The sequence below is a fragment of the Streptomyces scabiei 87.22 genome, from assembly GCF_000091305.1.
GTDB classification, from domain to species: Bacteria; Actinomycetota; Actinomycetes; order Streptomycetales; family Streptomycetaceae; genus Streptomyces; species Streptomyces scabiei.
Genome location: NC_013929.1, coordinates 5,018,110 through 5,033,721, shown reverse-complemented (window position 1 = coordinate 5,033,721; position 15,612 = coordinate 5,018,110). Strand labels below are relative to the sequence as shown.

Sequence of the window (15,612 nt, the reverse complement as noted above, 5' to 3'; positions counted from 1 at the left end):
AGTCCTGTCTTCCTCGGTGGTCAGGCCCTCGCACTGGGATTGCCGTCCCGGCGGGGGCCGTCGCATGTCTGCGGTTGTGTGGTGCCGCGCTGAGCGTAGAGCAGTCAACCTGTCCCGAAGCCAGCCAAGTTGGTGATGTTCACTCGCGAGAGTGAGCGGGAGCCGCGGGCGGGAGGGGTGGGGCTTGGTGGGGTTTCTTTCCCCATCATGTTTCTTTGGGAAGATCACCCGTGGCACCGGAGTTCGGGTTTCTGGGCTTCGGTGGGAGGCCGGGTCCGGGGCTGCACGCCGGGCGGTGCGCCGAAGCCGAGCGGCGAGGCAGCCCGTGTGGTGAAGCTGCCCCGACCGAAGACACAGGTTGTTGAGCAGGACTAGTCGCTGTGATCGGCCCGGCGCAGGATGTCGCGTTCCCGGCCCGTCCGGGTGTCGAGAGAGTCCTCGTGGTCGATGACGATGGTGTCGTCGGCATCCTGGGCCCGGAGGTGGGTCCCGTAGGCGTCGGTCGCCCTCACCAGAAGCGCGTCCTGGTGTGCCGCGGGCCAGCTCTGGAGCAAATAGGACTCCACGACCTCGTCCACCACCGTGTGGTCGACAGCCTTGTCCCTGCCCCGGGCATGGACACGCAACCTATAGTGGCCCGGCCCTCGCGAAGCCAGCGAGGGCAGGTCCACGGGGTCATCCATGGGGGGAGCGACGAGCGCTTCTCCGGACGGGGACCGCCATGAGATCTCGGCGATTTCCTCCCAGTCCGCAGCGGGCTCGGGCTTCGCGGCATGCAGCTCGACGGTCACCCGGACGTCACCGGTGTGGATCCCGGTCGACACCTCGATGGCTCCGTCGACGGCCGACACGAGCCCGTTGTGAGACGAGTCGAGGTCATCGGCCACGGGCCCCTCCGGATCCGAGATCTTGAAGAGGTGATACTCGGCGGGCACCAGAGCGATTCGGATCTGGACCGGCTCATTCACCGGCGAGAGCCCGACCAGCGGGTCATCGGGCGACGAACTGCGTGAGGATCGCCTGCACTTCGTAGATGTCCACGCCCTTGGTGAACGTCTTCTCGATCGGTTCGTGGGTGCCGGAGAGCCAGATCTTCAGCTCGGCGTCCAGGTCGAAGTGTCCGGCCGTCTCGACCGCGAAGTGCGTGATGCTGCGGTACGGGACCGAGTGGTACTCGACCTTCTTGCCGGTGATCCCCTGCTTGTCGATGAGGATCAGTCGGCGGTCGGTGAACAGCATGGTGTCGCGGATGAGCAGGTATGCGGCCTGCACCTGCTCCCCACGCCCCAGCAGCCGTGCGTAGTCCTGCTGGGCCTTGCCGGTGTCCACGGTGTGCGCGTTTCCGAACAGTGCCATGCACGGGGAGACGCGCACCCGGGTGTTCGGGTTGCCTCCCCTACTGCTCGGGCGTGCCGCCGAAGCGCTCCTTGTACGTCTCCAGGTCGTCGTCGGTGAGCTTCGCGAAGAGGACCGGGGGGACCGTGAAGGGGGTGCCCGCGGGGACGAAGGCGAGGGCCCTGGCCTCCTCCGCCGTCACCCAGGCCGCCGTGTCGTCCTTCAGGGCGAACGCGGCGCGCATGGCGGCCGAGGACGCCGGGATGAAGGGCTCGGAGACCACCGAGTAGAGGTGGATGAGGTTCATGGCGGTGCGCAGGGTGAGGGCCGCGGCGTCCTGGTCGGTCTTGATCTCCAGCCAGGGGGCCTTCTCCTCCAGGTAGGAGTTGCCCGCCGACCACAGGGCGCGCAGCGCGGCCGCCGCCTTGCGGAACTGCAGGGCCTCCATCTGCGCCTCGTACTCGGCGAGCAGACGGGCGATCTCCTCGCCGAGACGGGTCTCCGCCTCGCCCGCCGCCGCGCCCGCCGGGACCTCGTCGCCGAAACGCTTCCTGGAGAAGGACAGCACGCGGTTGACGAAGTTGCCGAGGGTGTCGGCGAGGTCCTTGTTGACCGTGGCGGTGAAGTGCTCCCAGGTGAAGGAGGAGTCGTCCGACTCGGGGGCGTTGGCGATGAGGAAGTACCGCCAGTAGTCGGCCGGGAGGATCTCCAGGGCCTGGTCGGTGAAGACACCGCGCTTCTGCGAGGTGGAGAACTTGCCGCCGTAGTACGTCAGCCAGTTGAAGGACTTGACGTAGTCGACCTTCTTCCACGGCTCGCGGATGCCCAGCTCGGTGGCCGGGAACATCACCGTGTGGAACGGGACGTTGTCCTTCGCCATGAACTGCGTGTACCGGACGGGGTGGTCGCCGCCGTCGGCCTCGTACCACCAGGACTTCCAGTCGCGCTTCTCGCCGTCCGGGGCGGCGTCCGACCACTCCTTCGTCGCGCCGATGTACTCGATCGGGGCGTCGAACCAGACGTAGAAGACCTTGCCCTCCGCCGCCAGCTCCGGCCAGGTGTCGGCCGGTACCGGGACGCCCCAGTCCAGGTCACGGGTGATGGCGCGGTCGTGCAGGCCCTCGTTCAGCCACTTGCGGGCGATGGAGGACGACAGGTGCGGCCACTCCTCCTCGTGGGCCGCGACCCACGCCTCGACCTCGTGCTGCAGCTTGGACTGCAGGAGGAAGAGGTGCTTGGTCTCGCGGACCTCCAGGTCGGTGGAGCCGGAGATGGCGCTGCGCGGGTCGATCAGATCGGTCGGGTCCAGGACGCGGGTGCAGTTCTCGCACTGGTCGCCGCGGGCCTTGTCGTAGCCGCAGTGCGGGCAGGTGCCCTCCACGTAGCGGTCCGGGAGGAAGCGGCCGTCGGCGGGCGAGTACACCTGGCGGATGGCCCGCTCCTCGATGAACCCGTTCTCCTTGAGGCGGCGCGCGAAGTGCTGGGTGATCTCGACGTTCTGCGGGGAGGAGCTCCGGCCGAAGTAGTCGAAGGCCAGCGCGAAGCCGTCGTAGACCGCCTTCTGCGCGTCGTGCGCCTGGGCGCAGAACTCGTCGACCGGCAGGCCCCGCTCCTTGGCGGCCAGCTCGGCGGGGGTGCCGTGCTCGTCCGTCGCGCAGATGTACAGGACGTCGTGGCCGCGCTGGCGGAGGTACCGGGAGTACACGTCCGCCGGGAGCATGGACCCCACCATGTTGCCCAGGTGCTTGATCCCGTTGATGTACGGAAGGGCGCTGGTGATGAGGTGTCGAGCCATCGGGGGATGCTCCCAGGTCGGTCGATTTCGTGAGTCTTGAAATCCTAGCCGACATGGGTGTGCCGCCCGCCTCCCGTTTTGACGGGTGGGAAGCGGGCGGCACGGGGTGGTGCGGGCGTGCGGCGGGGTTGTGGTGCGGGGTGCGGTGCTACGGGCGCCAGGTGGCCAGGATGCCCTCGTAGACCTCGGCGTCCGTCAGTTCGCGCGGGGTCTCGCCGGCCAGGAAGTGGGAGGTCGTGGCCGTCTTCAGCTTGCGGAGGTAGTCGAAGGCCTTGTTCTCCGGGTCGCCGAACGCGACGAACGCGAAGTGGACGCCGGGGTGGTTCTCGGCCGCGTCCGCGAGCGCCTGGTTGGCCGGGGTCTTGGCGTCCGGGGCGCCGTCGGTCTGGAAGACGACGAGGGCGGGGGCGCCGGCCGCCGCCTTGCGGTGCTGGGCGAGGACCTCCTCGACGGCCACGTGGTAGCTGGTACGGCCCATGCGGCCGAGGCCGGCGTGCAGGTCGTCGACCTTGTTGTCGAACGCGTCGAGGGTCAGCTCGCCGGTGCCGTCCAGTTCCGTGGAGAAGAAGACGACCGGGACCGTGGTCTTCTCGGGGTCGAGGTGGGCGGCGAGGGCGAGGGTCTGCTCGCCGAGGGCCTGGGCGGAGCCGTCCTTGTAGTAGCCGCGCATCGACGCGGAGCGGTCCAGGACGAGGTACACCTTGGCGCGTACGTCGGTGAGGTCCCGCTTGGCGAGTACGGCACCGGCGGCGTCGTAGGCGGTGCGCAGGCCGGCCGGCAGGGCCTCGGCCTCGCCCCCGCCTCCGCCTGTGGTGGAGGACGGGACGGCCTCGGCTTCGCCCTCGGCCCGGTCGGCGTCCCCACCCGCACCACCCGTGCGGCTTTCGTCGTCGGCCTCGGGTGCCACCTGGGGGGCGGCCCCGCCGTCGGCGTCCGCGGCTTCGGGGGTGGCCTCATCGGCCACGACGACGAGGTCCGCGGCTTCGGAGGGTTCGGCGGCGACCGGTTCGGCGGCCTCCGGTTCGGGGGTGGCTTCCGGTTCGGCGTCGACGGCCGGTTCGGGGGTGGCCTGCGGCTCCGGGGTGACTGCTTCGGGTTCCGGGGTGGCTTCCGGTTCGGCGGCAGCGGCCGGTTCCGGGGAGACCTCGGGCTCAGGAGCGCTCTCGGGCTCCGGTGCGGCCTCGGGCTCCGGTTCGGTCTCGGCGGCGGCCTTCGGTTCTTCGGCGGCTTCCGTGGCGTCTCCGGCCTCAGAGGCCGACGGCCCCGGCTCGGCCGACGCCTCGGTCTCGGTGACGGACGCGGGGGTCGCCTCCGCTGCGGGCGCATCTGCAGGGGCCTTGGCGGCGGGCTCCGGCTCGGCTTCCTGCACCGGCACCGGCTCGACATCCGCGACGGCCTCGGGCTCCACCTCGGTGGTCGGGGCCACGGGCTCGGCGTTCCCCTCCGGCTCCGTGGCGGTGTCCGCCGTCGCGGGCTCGGCCTCGGCGACCGGCTCGGACGCGGCTTCGGCGACAGGCTCGGCGGGCTCCTCGTCAGCGGCACTCTTCACGTCGGCCGCGGCCGACACCTCGGGCCCGGCCTTCTCCGCAACCTCCTCCACCTCGGGCTCGACGGCAGCGGCGGGCTCGGCCTCGGCGACCGGCTCGGCCTCGGCGACGATCTCCGGCTCGGCGGCGGCGACCGGCTCCGGCTCGGCCTTCTCGGCGGGCTCCACCTCGGGCTCGACTGCAGCGGCGGGCTCCACCTCGGGCTGAACGGCGGCGGGCTCCACCTCCACCTCCACCTCCGGCTCGGCGGCAGCGGTGGTCTCCGGCTCGGCGGCAACGACAGGCTCGGCCTCGGTGACCGGCTCGGGCTCGGCCGGGGGCGTCTCCGCCTCGGCCTTCGGCGTGGCCTCAACCGCGGCGTCCTTCTCCACAGCCGCCGCGTCCGTCTCCGGAGCCGACGCGCCCTCCTTCGAAGTCTCCGCGTCCGTCCCCGGAGCCGCCGCGGGCGTCTCCGGTGTTCTCTCGGTCGGCTCGCCGTCCCGCGGCTTCGGGACCGTCACGTTGTCGAAGGCGGCCGAGACGAGGTCGTCGGCCACGGAAGAGGTCGCGGGCTCGGTCGCCGGGGCCGGGACCCTCGGCTCGGCGGCCGGCGGTGTCGCGGCCCCCTCGGCCGCCGCCGCGGAGGTGTCCTCCGGGGCGGAATCCCGCTCCGCCTCCTGCGAAGGAACCGTGTCGCGCCCCTTGCGTGAGCGGCTGAACGCATTCCGCAGGAGAGAGAGAATGCCCATGTGCGCAACCCTTCGGGTGAGTTGAAGCCGTCAATCCCTGGCCAGGACGGACACGTAAGGTTAACGGCCAGGCGCGGTGATCTTGGGGTGGGGCGGGTCCTTTCACTAACTCCGCCACCCCGCCCTGTCAACACCGCCCGGACCGCCGCAGGTTCACCCCTTGTTCACCTCGCGTCCCCGCGCTCGCACGCACGCCCCCCTAGCGTCGCGCTCACACCAAGAATGTACAAAGAGCACCGAGGAGCGCGCTGTGCGCAAGCTGCTGCCCATGATCGGCTCGCATCCCGGCGGCCGTTCCGCCCTGACCTGCCGGTTCCGCTGTGGTGACGCCTGCTTCCACGAGGTACCGAACACCAGTTCCAACGCCTACGTCGGCGATGTCATCGCGAGCGCGCTCAGCCGCCGCTCGGTGATGAGGGCCGCCGCCGTCGTCACCGTGGCGGGCGCGGCCGGCACGGCCGTCACGCTGGGTTCCGCCGCCCCCGCCGCCGCGGCCACCACGGCGGAGTCCGCCGAGGCCGCCAGGACCGCCGCGGCCAAGGGTGGCAGGAACAGGGCCGCCCGCGGTCTGCGGTTCACGGCCGTCGAGCCGAACACCGCCGACACCGTGACCGTCCCCGAGGGCTACCGGCAGAACGTGGTCATCCGCTGGGGTGAGCCCATCCTGCGCGGCGCCCCCGCCTTCGACCCCGAGAACCAGACGGCCAGGGCCCAGGCCGGGCAGTTCGGCTACAACAACGACTTCCTCGCGCTGCTCCCGCTCCAGGGCGAGCGCGACCGCAAGCTGCTCGTCGCGAACCACGAGTACACCGACGAGATCCTGATGTTCCGCGGCTACGACGCCGCCAACCCGACGCGTAACCAGGTCGAGGTCGCCTGGGCCGCCCACGGCCTGTCCGCCGTCGTGGTCGAGGAGGACCGGCGCACCGGCAAGCTCACCGCCGTGCCCCGCCACCAGCTCAACCGGCGGGTCACCGCCACCACCGAGTTCCGGCTGACCGGCCCCGCCGCCGGGTCGGCGCTGCTGAAGACCTCCGCCGACCCGACCGGCACCAAGGTCCTCGGCACGCTCAACAACTGCTCCGGCGGCACCACCCCCTGGGGCACCACGCTGCACGGCGAGGAGAACTTCAACCAGTACTTCGCCAACAGCAGCCGTATCACCGACAAGCGGTACGGCATCGGCACCGGCGCCAGCGAGCGCAAGTGGGAACGGTTCGACAAGCGGTTCGACGTCGCCCAGGAGCCGAACGAGGTGCACCGCTTCGGGTACGTCGTCGAGTTCGACCCGTACGACCCGTCCTCCACCCCGCGCAAGCACACCGCGCTCGGGCGGTTCAAGCACGAGGCCGCCACCATCCGGCTGACCTCGGACGGGAGTCCGGTCGTCTACTCCGGCGACGACGAGCGCTTCGACTACTTCTACAAGTTCGTCAGCAGCAAGCGGATGAAGAAGGGGTCGGGCCGTTCCGTCCGCGAGTACAACCTCTCGCTGCTGGACGAGGGCACGCTCTACGTCGCCAGGCTGACCGGCGACTCCCCTGCGATCGAGATCGACGGCACGGGCAAGCTCCCGGCGGACGGCGAGTTCGACGGCGCCGGCGAGTGGATCCCGCTGGCGACCGCCACGGCCGGGGGTGCCGTCTCGCACGTGGACGGGATGACCGCCGAGGAGGTCTTCGTCTTCACGCGGCTCGCCGGCGACAAGGTCGGCGCCACGAAGATGGACCGCCCCGAGGACATCGAGCCCAACCCCGTCACCGGCAAGGTCTACGTCGCCCTCACCAACAACTCCAACCGCGGAGTCGGCGCCAACCCCAAGGCGGACGAGGCCAACCCGCGCAACGCCAACAAGCACGGCCAGGTCCTCGAACTCACCGAGCACCGCAACCGGCCCGAGAGCACGACGTTCGGCTGGCTGCTGTTCCTCGTCGCGGGCGACCCCGAGGACCCGGCGACCTACTTCGCCGGCTTCCCGAAGGACCACGTCAGCCCGATCTCCTGCCCGGACAACGTGGCCTTCGACCCGCACGGCAACCTGTGGATCTCCACCGACGGCTCGCAGCTCGGGTCGCACGACGGTCTGTTCGGTGTCGCCACGCGCGGCAAGCGGCGCGGTGAGCTGAAGCAGTTCCTCACGGTTCCGAGCGGCGCCGAGACCTGCGGCCCGATCATCCAGGACCGCCGCGTCCTGGTCGCCGTCCAGCACCCGGGCGAGATCGACGGAGCCACCGTCGAGAAGCCGAAGAGCACCTGGCCCGACGGCCCGGGCCGCTACGTCCGCCCGGCGGTCGTCGCGGTGTGGCGCGCGGACGGCGACGACATCGGCGTCTGATCTCGTCCGCACATGCGCATGCGGGCCGTCCTCCTGTCGGGGAGGACGGCCCGCACGTCTGCGGGTGCCGCGTGGTTCAGGGGGCCAGGCAGCCGACGCCCGGGAGGCCCGCCGGGTCCACGAGGGCGGCCGGGTCGGCGAGCGCGGCCGGGCTGACCAGTTCGGTCAGGCCGGCCGGAGTCTCGGCGACACAGGTGACGGTGGTGACCGGGTCCGGGATCGCCACGGCGGCGGGGGCCGCGGTGCCGGCGAGGGCGAGGGTTCCGAGCAGGACGGTCGCGGTGCGACGCATGAAAAATCCCCTTATAGGTAGGGCGGTTGAACAGGATTGATCATGACTGCTCCTCGGCCGCGTACTCGCCCCCCGTCACCCGCGCGGGGCTGACGTAACGATTCGGCGCCTGCGCCGGGTTGACCCGGGGAACCGGGAGACCCGGACCGGCCGGCGGGGGACCCCGGGTCACAGGGGCGTGGTGATCGCCCGTGCCGCCGCCACCTCCTGGCGCAGCGGCTCCAGCACGCTCCCGGGCGGCCCGCTGAGGTCGGAGCGCACCTCGTAGAGGTTCTCCGTCCTGCGCAGCCCGTCCGACAGTTCCCGCAGCTGCAGCGTGACCTGGTCGACCTCGGCGGTGGACGGCGGCTCCGCGCCCTGCTTGATCCTGACCCGCGCGGCCGTCGTCGCGTCGACGATCCGTTCGACCGCAACGACCAGCGGCCACCAGGCGGCGGCCCGCCGGCCGATGGGCGGCGGTTCGGTGAGGGCCCGCTGGAACTCCGTACGGATGGCGGACAGGTCCCGGTAGAGACGGCGGCGCATCCGGACCCGGTCGGCGGGGGCGGCCGCGCCCCTGCCGAAGGTCTGCTCGACGTAGGCGGCCGTGTCGGCGACGGCGTCCGCGAGCCGGGCGCCGACCCGGGCGTGCCAGCTCTCCGGCCAGAGCAGATAACCGGCGACCAGGGCGATCGCGCAGCCCATGAGGGAGTCGACGAGACGCGGTACCAGCAGGCCGGTGCCCTGGTGGTTGAGGATGTCGGACAGCAGCAGGATCACGGGGGTGATGGCGGCCGTCTGGTACCCGTAGCCCCGGGGGGTGAACACGGGGATGAGCGGTGCGAGCAGCAGCATCACGGGTACGTCCCACCAGCCGCGCGGAACCTCCGCGAGGATGCCGGCCGCGACCACGAGCCCCACGACCGTGCCGAGCGCCCGCAGCAGTGCCCGCGAGAACACCGACCCGAAGTCCGGCTTCAGGACGAACGTGATGGTCAGCGCCACCCAGTAGGAGCGCGGTACGGGCACGAGCGACACCAGGGCCTGCGCGATGCCGATGCACAGGGCGAGTCGCAGGCCGTAGCGCCAGGAGGCGCCGGAGAGGGCGACGTTGCGCGCGACCCGGGCGGCGCGCACCCCCAGCGGGGCGGGGCCCCCGGCCCGGTCGCCGGCCTTCCGCAGCGCGTCAGGCGACTTCTCGGTGGCGACGTCGGCGGCGTGCCGCAGCGCCTGGTCGACCGCCCGCCCGATCTCGCTGCGGGGCTCCGGCAGCCGCAGGCCGAGGGGCCCCGAGTACCCCGTCTCGACGGCCTCCGCGAGATGCCGTACGGCCACCGGGATCTCGGCGGGCAGCGGTCTGCCGGACAGCCGGACAGCGGGGGCGGCCTCCACCAGCGGGGTGATGGCGTTCAACTGGGCCAGCAGCCGCACCAGTTCGGGGCTGCGGCCGTGGTGGCGGGCGCGGCGGGCGAGCACCAGGTCGTAGGACTGGTTCAGGGACTGGGTGACGATGTGCCGGGCCGCGTCGTAGGCGTCCGCCTGGCCGGCGGGATCGTCGCCGGTCGTGGTCGCGAGCAGGTCGGCGACCTTGCGGTAGGTGTCCGCGACGGAGTCCCGTTCCGGAACGCCCGCCCTGAGGGGCCAGGCGAGCAGGGCCAGGACGAGGACCAGGAGGCCGCCGCCGGTCATCAGGACCGGGGCGAGCCACCACTGCCCCGGCATCGGCAGGCCCGCGCCCACCACCGAGTTGAGGAGCAGGAGCAGCCCCGACACGGAGGCCACCGCGCCGATCGACGAGATCATCCCGGAGACGAGGGCGGCCAGGGTGAGCGCCCCGACGGTGACCCAGCCCTGCCCGTACACCAGCGAGCCGAGCGTGATGCCGACGGCGGCGAACAGCTGCGGGATCGCGATGTTGATCAGCCGCATCCGGTACGCCGCCGCCGTGTCGCTGATGACCCCCGACAGGGCGCCCATGGAGGCGAGTGCGCCGTACTCGGGCCGGCCGGCGGCGAGGCCGAGCGCCAGCGGCAGCGTCAGCGTGATCGCCGCGCGGGCGACGGCCGGCCGGTTGACCGGGGTCGGCTGCGGCTGGAGGTTCCGCACGAGCCAGTCGGGCGGGGCGAGGCCGATGGGGAACGGGCGGGACATGTGCCCATTATGACGGGGGGATTCCGGGGGTTCCGGGGGGTGTTTGTGACCTTTTGGTTCACCCGCGCCGGTGCAGGGCCAGATCCACGGTGACGGCTTCGTGGTCGGTGCCGGACAGCTTGAGGAAGCGGATCCCGCGTGCGGAGAAGTCCTCGTGGGAGACCAGGACGTGGTCGATCTGGGCGCCGAACCTCGGGGTCGTCCGGGACGGCCAGGTGGGCCTGCGGTCCTGTCCCGTCAGCCGGGCCGCGTCGCTCAGGCCGGTGTCGAGGACGGCCCGGAAGGCCGCGTGGTCCTGGGAGGCGTTGAAGTCGCCGGCCAGGATGGCCGGCGTCTTGCTGTCCTTCGCGGCCCAGGCCCGCAGCGCGTCGAGCTCCCGGCGCCAGGTGTCCAGCTCCCCCGGCAGCGGGGGCATGGGGTGGGCCAGCTGCAGCCGTACGGGCCGGCCCTCGATGTCGGCGATCGCGCCGGGCATGCCCATCGAGCCGGGGACCGGGGCGGCGGACGTCAGGGGGTAGCGGCTGAGGATGACGGAGCCGGCGGGGCCGTAGCCCTCGATGGACTGGCGGTACGGGTACTCGACGGGCTTCTTCTTCGCGCCGCCGGTGCCGCCGGTGCCGCCGTTGCGGTCGTCGAGGTAGCCGAAGGTGTCGCGGAGGGTGGCCGAGCAGGTGAGTTCGCACTCCTCGACGAAGACGATGTCGGGGTGGTCGCGGCGTACGGCCTTGATCAGGGCGTCGGTGCCCTGGCCGAACTCCACGTTCGACGTCATCACGCGGACCTCGGCGAGCACCGGGCCGGTGGGCTCGGTCGCCTTCCCGTAGGGCTCGATGTACCAGGCGAGCGCGGCGAGGACGATGACGCCCCAGGCCAGGCCGGTCCACCAGCGGGCGACGAGGGAGAGGAGCAGGGCGAGGGCGGTCGGGGCGAGGAGCCAGGGCAGGAACGCGAGGAGTTGGGGGACCGGGGTGAAGGCGTCCGCGTCGACGGTGCGGGAGAGGACCACGAGGGTGACGCCGAGGAGGAGCAGGGCGGCGAGGGCGGCCTTGCCGCGGTGTCGCTTGCGCCGGCTCGGGGGTGGGGTGGCTTCCGGTGTCGGGTCGGGTGTCGGGTCCGGCGTCGGTTCCGGCCGCTCGATGGTCGCGCTCTCCACGGGCCGGGGCCTCTCGTTCTTGGTGCGGGGGTCTTTGTTAGGACGGGTGGGGTGGGGAGAAGGTTGCGTGGGGAGTGGGGTGCGTGTTGTGGGTGCGGATTGGGGGGTGTGGGGGGTGCGTTGTCGGGTGCGGGTCCGGTGGGGCTTCTCGCGCAGTTCCCCGCGCCCCTAAATGCTCAGGCCCTGCGGGCCTGAAAGCATCCGGCCCTGCGGGCCTGAAAGCCGGGCCTCGCCGCTGGAAGGCCGGGTACCCGCCCCTGGAAGGTCGGGCCCCGCCCCTTGGAAGCTGGGCTTGGCATGCCTGAAAAGCACGGGTGGGCCGTGCTTTTCAGGGTGGGCCGGTTCGGTCGGGCGGGGGCGTCACATGCGGGTGTGGGACTCCGGGGCCGTTGCCAGGGACCAGATCACGAAGACCGCTACGCCGATGCAGATCACGGACCAGACCGGGGCGTACGGCAGGAACATGAAGTACTCGATGGCGAACAGGGACGTCAGGGCGATGCCCACCGCACGGGCCCAGTCGCGGCCCTGTATGACGCCGTAGCCTGCGGCCAGGACGGCGACGCCGAGCACCAGGTGGATCCAGCCCCACGAGGTGAGGCTGAACTCGAACACGTAGTTCCCGATGTTCGTGTACACGTCGTCCGTGGCGATCGCCGCGATGCCGTTGAGGATGCTCATGACGCCGATGACCATCATCAGGACACCGGCGAAGACCATCCCGCCGTGGGCCCACTCCGAGCGGGCCTCCCGGTGGCGCGAGGGCGTCTCCTGCGACGTGGGGTTCGAGCGCGGTGCGGTGCTGTGCTGGGCCATGAGGGCCTCCTCCGACGGATGGACAGCTCACCCGCATGCTCACGCGCGGGGCGGGGCGCCGCATGCGGTGTAGGCCGAACGGGTGAATCGCCTCCGTCACGCGGCCGGGGGCCGCGCCCCGTCCACCCGTGCCAGGAAGCCCTCCAGCGCCTTGTTGAACTCGTCCGGGCGCTCCAGGTTCGGCAGGTGGGCGGCGCCGTCGACGACGTGGAGGACGGAGTCGGGGAGGGCGGCGTGCATGGCCTCGGCGTCGGATACGGGCGTGTACGTGTCGTCGGCGCCCACGACGACCAGGGCCGGGACGGTGACCCGGGTGAGCAGCTCGCGGTAGTCGGGACGCTCGGCGCGGCCGCGCAGGGCGGCCGCCGCACCCACGGGGTCGGTCGCCGTCATCATGCCGCGCACGTGGGCCACGGCCCCCGCGTCCGCGTACGGCGCCACCATCTTGAACAGCACCTCGTCGGCGTACCCCGACATGCCCTCGCGCAGCAGCCGGTCGGCCATGGCATTGCGGTGGTGCCGGCCCTCGGGGGTCTCGGCGGCGGGGAAGGTGTCGGCGAGGAGGAGTCCGCGGACGCGGTGCGGGAAGAGGCGGTAGCACTCCATCGCGATCTGGCCGCCCATGGACAGGCCCCCGAGGACGAAGTCGCCGATCCCGAGACGGTCGAGCAGGGCTTCGATGTCGCCGGCGAAGGCGGACAGCGGGGTGATGCCCGGGACCACGGGGGAGGCGCCGTAGCCGCGCAGATCGGGGGCGACGACACGGCGGGAGGCGGCGAACGCGGTGATCTGGGGGTGCCACATCGTGCGGTCGAAGGGATGGCCGTGGACGAGGACCAGGGGGAGGGGGCGGGACGGGCCCGCATCCCCTTCGTCCTCGTATGCGAGGAAGGTGGCGGTCATGATCCGACCCTAGGGGCGCCCCGTCGGTCGGTGCAATAAGATCTTTGCCCTCGGTGCAATGTGGTGAGGGCCCGGGAGAAGGCGGGGAACGGTCGTGGCCGACTACCGGCGTATCGCCGATCGCATCGCGGACGACATCGCCGCCGGGCGGCTGCGGCCCGGCGACCGGCTGCCGCCGCAGCGGGTGTTCGCGCGCCGGCGGGGAATCGCCGGGTCGACCGCCGGGCGGGTCTACGCGGAACTGGTGCGCCGCGGTCTGGTGGTGGGGGAGGTCGGACGGGGGACGTTCGTCCGGGCGGCGCCGCCCGGTCCTGCCGGGAGGGCACTGGCGGAGCCGGCAGGCGCCGCGCCCGTGAACCTGGAGCTCAACTACCCTTCCGCGCCGGGCCAGTCGGAGCTGCTGGCCGCCGGGCTCGCGCCGCTGCTGCGGCCCGACGTGCTGACGGACGCGCTGCGCACGGCCCCGGCGGCCGGGACGCCCGCCGCGCGCGAGGCCGCCGCCGGTCTGCTCGCCACGGAGGGCTGGCGCCCGGCCCCGGACCGGTTCCTCTTCACCGGCAACGCCCGCCAGGCCATCGCCGCCGCCCTCGCCCACCTCGTACGGCCCGGGGCCCGCGTCGGCGTCGAGGCGCTCACGTATCCACTGGTCAAGGAGATCGCCGCGCGGCTGGGCGTGACCCTCGTGCCGCTCACGACGGACGGGCAGGGGCTGCGGCCGGAGGCGGTGGCCGCCGCGCACCGGGCGGCGCCGCTGTCCGCGGTGTACGCGCAGCCGACCCTGCACAACCCGACGTCCGTCACGATGGGCGACGGGCGCCGGAGCGAACTCGCTTGTGTGGTGCGGGAGTTGGACCTGCCGGTGATCGAGGACCGGATCTGGTCGTTCCTGGGGGACGGGGACGGGGACGGGGACGGGGACGGGGGCGCGGGGGGCTCCGGGGCGGGGGCTCCGCCGCCGCTGGCCGCGTACGCGCCGGAGCGGGTGTTCGTCGTCGACGGGCTGTCCAAGCGGGTGGCGCCGGGGCTGACGGTCGGGTTCCTGGTGGTGCCGCGGGGGCGGGCCGGGCAGGCGGCGGACGCGGTGCGTTCGGGAGGCTGGGCGGCGGGGCGGTTCGCGCTGGAGGCGGGGGCTCGGTGGATCGGGGACGGGACGGTGGGACGGCTGGTCGCGGCGAAGCGGGCGGACGCGGCGGCGCGGCAGCGGCTGGTCGCCGAGGAACTGGCGGGGTTCGCCGTACGGGGCAATCCGCGGGCGTACTACGCCTGGTGGGAGCTGCCGGAGCCCTGGCGGGCCGACACGTTCTGCGCGGCGGCGGCCGAGCGGGGGGTGGCGGTGACCCCCGGGTCCGCGTTCGCCGTCCCCGCGGTGGGGGCGGGGGCCGGCCGGGCGGAGCGGGAGGCGGGGGCCCCGGTCGCCGCTTCCGCGTCGGACTGCGTCAGGCTCGGACTCGCGTCGGTTCCTCCGCCGGAGCTGGCGGGGGCGTTGCGGACGCTCGCCGACGTCGCACGAGGCGGTCCGTGAGCCAGGCGATCGCGGCCACGGTGGTACCGAGGCCCAGCAGACCCCAGGTCACACTGCGCAGGGTGGCGGTGAGCGCGTCGTAGACGGCGCCGGCGGCGGCCGGGGAGACGTCGGGCGGCAGGTCGGCCAGCGTGAGGTGGCGGCCGAGGGCGACGGCGACGCCGAGCAGCGCACCGCCGAGAGCCGCGCCGAGGCCCGTCGCGCAGACGGCCCGACGGCGTTGTGTCGCGACGAGAATGCCACCGGCGGCCAGCGCGAGGGCGCCGACCGGGAGCCAGAACGCGGCGATTTCGAGCACGCGGTATCCCTTTCGAAGCTGGACCAGTTCCGTGGCCGACAGCACCTCGACCTCGGTGTGCGCGACGGGGATGCGATGGGCGAACGGCACGTGGTCGCGGACGAGTTGCCGTTTGACGAGTTCGCCGATCGGCGCGAGGTCGAGCATCACCGGGCGGACCGCACCGGCGTACGCGCCCCCGCCGTGTGCGCCGCCACGGCCCGCGCCCCCGCCCTCCGCACCCTCGCCGTCCGCGCCCCCGTCGCCCGCGCCGCTCCTGCCGTACGCGCCCTCCTCCCGCACCGCCGTCAGCACCGCGTCGTGCGCCGCCCGGTTGGTCAGATGCCAGGCCGTGCGGAACGCCTCGGTGCGGGTGAAGGAGTGGGCCGCGTCGTACGTGAACTCCGCGACCGGCCGCCGCAGTCGCGGCCCCACCCGCACCTCGCGCAGGATCCCGGCGGCGACCGCGTCCGCGAGCGCCTCCCGGACGGCGGGGTCGGCGGCCAGCGGTGCCATGACGGCCTCGTAGCGCGTGCGGTCCGCGATCTCGTACGTCGCCCACGCGGCCAGCGCGCCCGTCGGCATGAGCAGGCAGGCGAGCACGGTCAGCGCGGCCGACAGGGTGCCGCGGGCACGGGAGAACACCCCTCCAGGCAAGACCCCGGCCCGGCGCCGCGCGAGCGCTCCCGCCCCGGGTGACTGCGAATGGCCCCCCAGGACAAGCCGAACGGGGAGGACCGGGCGAGGCGGCCGGCCTGCCGTTCGCCCGGGGGGCGGGG

At 72.8% G+C, this 15,612-nt stretch carries 12 protein-coding genes; 2 read left to right on the top strand and 10 right to left on the bottom strand.

The features are described from left to right. Window positions 1-371 precede the first annotated feature (371 nt). From SCAB_RS21325 to SCAB_RS21310, 4 genes are all read right to left on the bottom strand, one after another. Entirely contained in the window at window positions 372-935 is a 564-nt protein-coding gene (locus tag SCAB_RS21325) for a hypothetical protein (protein WP_013002156.1), read from the bottom strand. Window positions 936-990: 55 nt separating this feature from the next. Continuing rightward, on the bottom strand, window positions 991-1,356 hold the full coding sequence (locus tag SCAB_RS21320) for a PH domain-containing protein (RefSeq protein WP_013002155.1): 366 nt from the start codon (window positions 1,354-1,356) through the stop codon (window positions 991-993). A 40-nt stretch (window positions 1,357-1,396) separates the two neighbouring features. Next, window positions 1,397-3,130 carry a methionine--tRNA ligase gene (metG, locus tag SCAB_RS21315; RefSeq protein WP_013002154.1) on the bottom strand — a complete coding sequence of 578 codons (1,734 nt, stop codon included), beginning with the start codon at window positions 3,128-3,130 and terminating at the stop codon, window positions 1,397-1,399. A 148-nt stretch (window positions 3,131-3,278) separates the two neighbouring features. Continuing rightward, the gene (locus SCAB_RS21310; protein ID WP_013002153.1) at window positions 3,279-5,405 is read right to left on the bottom strand and encodes a VWA domain-containing protein; all 2,127 of its coding nucleotides are present in this window, start codon (window positions 5,403-5,405) and stop codon (window positions 3,279-3,281) included. A gap of 250 nt (window positions 5,406-5,655) precedes the next feature. Here SCAB_RS21310 and SCAB_RS21305 point away from each other — a divergent pair, with 250 nt between their 5' ends. Continuing rightward, window positions 5,656-7,740: a PhoX family protein gene (locus tag SCAB_RS21305; RefSeq protein ID WP_013002152.1), complete on the top strand. Its 2,085-nt coding sequence runs from the start codon at window positions 5,656-5,658 to the stop codon at window positions 7,738-7,740. A gap of 76 nt (window positions 7,741-7,816) precedes the next feature. Here SCAB_RS21305 and SCAB_RS21300 read toward each other — a convergent pair whose 3' ends face one another. The 5 genes from SCAB_RS21300 to SCAB_RS21280 all read right to left on the bottom strand — a co-directional run bounded on the left by SCAB_RS21300 (window position 7,817) and on the right by SCAB_RS21280 (window position 13,034). Then, a complete protein-coding gene (locus SCAB_RS21300; protein ID WP_013002151.1) occupies window positions 7,817-8,032 on the bottom strand; it encodes a hypothetical protein in 216 nt (71 codons plus the stop codon). A gap of 168 nt (window positions 8,033-8,200) precedes the next feature. After that, complete coding sequence (locus SCAB_RS21295; RefSeq protein ID WP_013002150.1) at window positions 8,201-10,162, bottom strand: FUSC family protein; 1,962 nt, start codon at window positions 10,160-10,162, stop codon at window positions 8,201-8,203. Between the two features lie 58 nt (window positions 10,163-10,220). Continuing rightward, a complete protein-coding gene (locus SCAB_RS21290; protein ID WP_013002149.1) occupies window positions 10,221-11,315 on the bottom strand; it encodes an endonuclease/exonuclease/phosphatase family protein in 1,095 nt (364 codons plus the stop codon). A gap of 360 nt (window positions 11,316-11,675) precedes the next feature. Beyond that, window positions 11,676-12,131 (bottom strand): DUF7144 family membrane protein, encoded by a 456-nt coding sequence (locus tag SCAB_RS21285; RefSeq protein WP_013002148.1) that lies wholly within the window; start codon window positions 12,129-12,131, stop codon window positions 11,676-11,678. 96 nt (window positions 12,132-12,227) lie between these two features. Continuing rightward, window positions 12,228-13,034, bottom strand: a complete 807-nt coding sequence (locus SCAB_RS21280) for an alpha/beta fold hydrolase (RefSeq protein ID WP_013002147.1) — start codon at window positions 13,032-13,034, stop codon at window positions 12,228-12,230. 94 nt (window positions 13,035-13,128) lie between these two features. Here SCAB_RS21280 and SCAB_RS21275 point away from each other — a divergent pair, with 94 nt between their 5' ends. Further along, window positions 13,129-14,556, top strand: coding sequence for an aminotransferase-like domain-containing protein (locus SCAB_RS21275; protein WP_013002146.1), 1,428 nt, complete (start codon window positions 13,129-13,131; stop codon window positions 14,554-14,556). Here SCAB_RS21275 and SCAB_RS21270 read toward each other — a convergent pair. Beyond that, on the bottom strand, window positions 14,471-15,478 hold the full coding sequence (locus SCAB_RS21270; protein WP_041669449.1) for a hypothetical protein: 1,008 nt from the start codon (window positions 15,476-15,478) through the stop codon (window positions 14,471-14,473). The genes SCAB_RS21275 and SCAB_RS21270 overlap by 86 nt on opposite strands. Window positions 15,479-15,612 lie beyond the last annotated feature (134 nt).

Bases quoted from the DNA above. Each gene is read 5' to 3' on its own strand.
- SCAB_RS21285 (WP_013002148.1), bottom strand. From the start codon at position 12,131: ATGGCCCAGCACAGCACCGCACCGCGCTCGAACCCCACGTCGCAGGAG.
- SCAB_RS21310 (WP_013002153.1), bottom strand. From the start codon at position 5,405: ATGGGCATTCTCTCTCTCCTGCGGAATGCGTTCAGCCGCTCACGCAAG.
- SCAB_RS21280 (WP_013002147.1), bottom strand. From the start codon at position 13,034: ATGACCGCCACCTTCCTCGCATACGAGGACGAAGGGGATGCGGGCCCG.
- SCAB_RS21300 (WP_013002151.1), bottom strand. From the start codon at position 8,032: ATGCGTCGCACCGCGACCGTCCTGCTCGGAACCCTCGCCCTCGCCGGC.
- SCAB_RS21295 (WP_013002150.1), bottom strand. From the start codon at position 10,162: ATGTCCCGCCCGTTCCCCATCGGCCTCGCCCCGCCCGACTGGCTCGTG.
- metG (WP_013002154.1), bottom strand. From the start codon at position 3,130: ATGGCTCGACACCTCATCACCAGCGCCCTTCCGTACATCAACGGGATC.
- SCAB_RS21320 (WP_013002155.1), bottom strand. From the start codon at position 1,356: ATGGCACTGTTCGGAAACGCGCACACCGTGGACACCGGCAAGGCCCAG.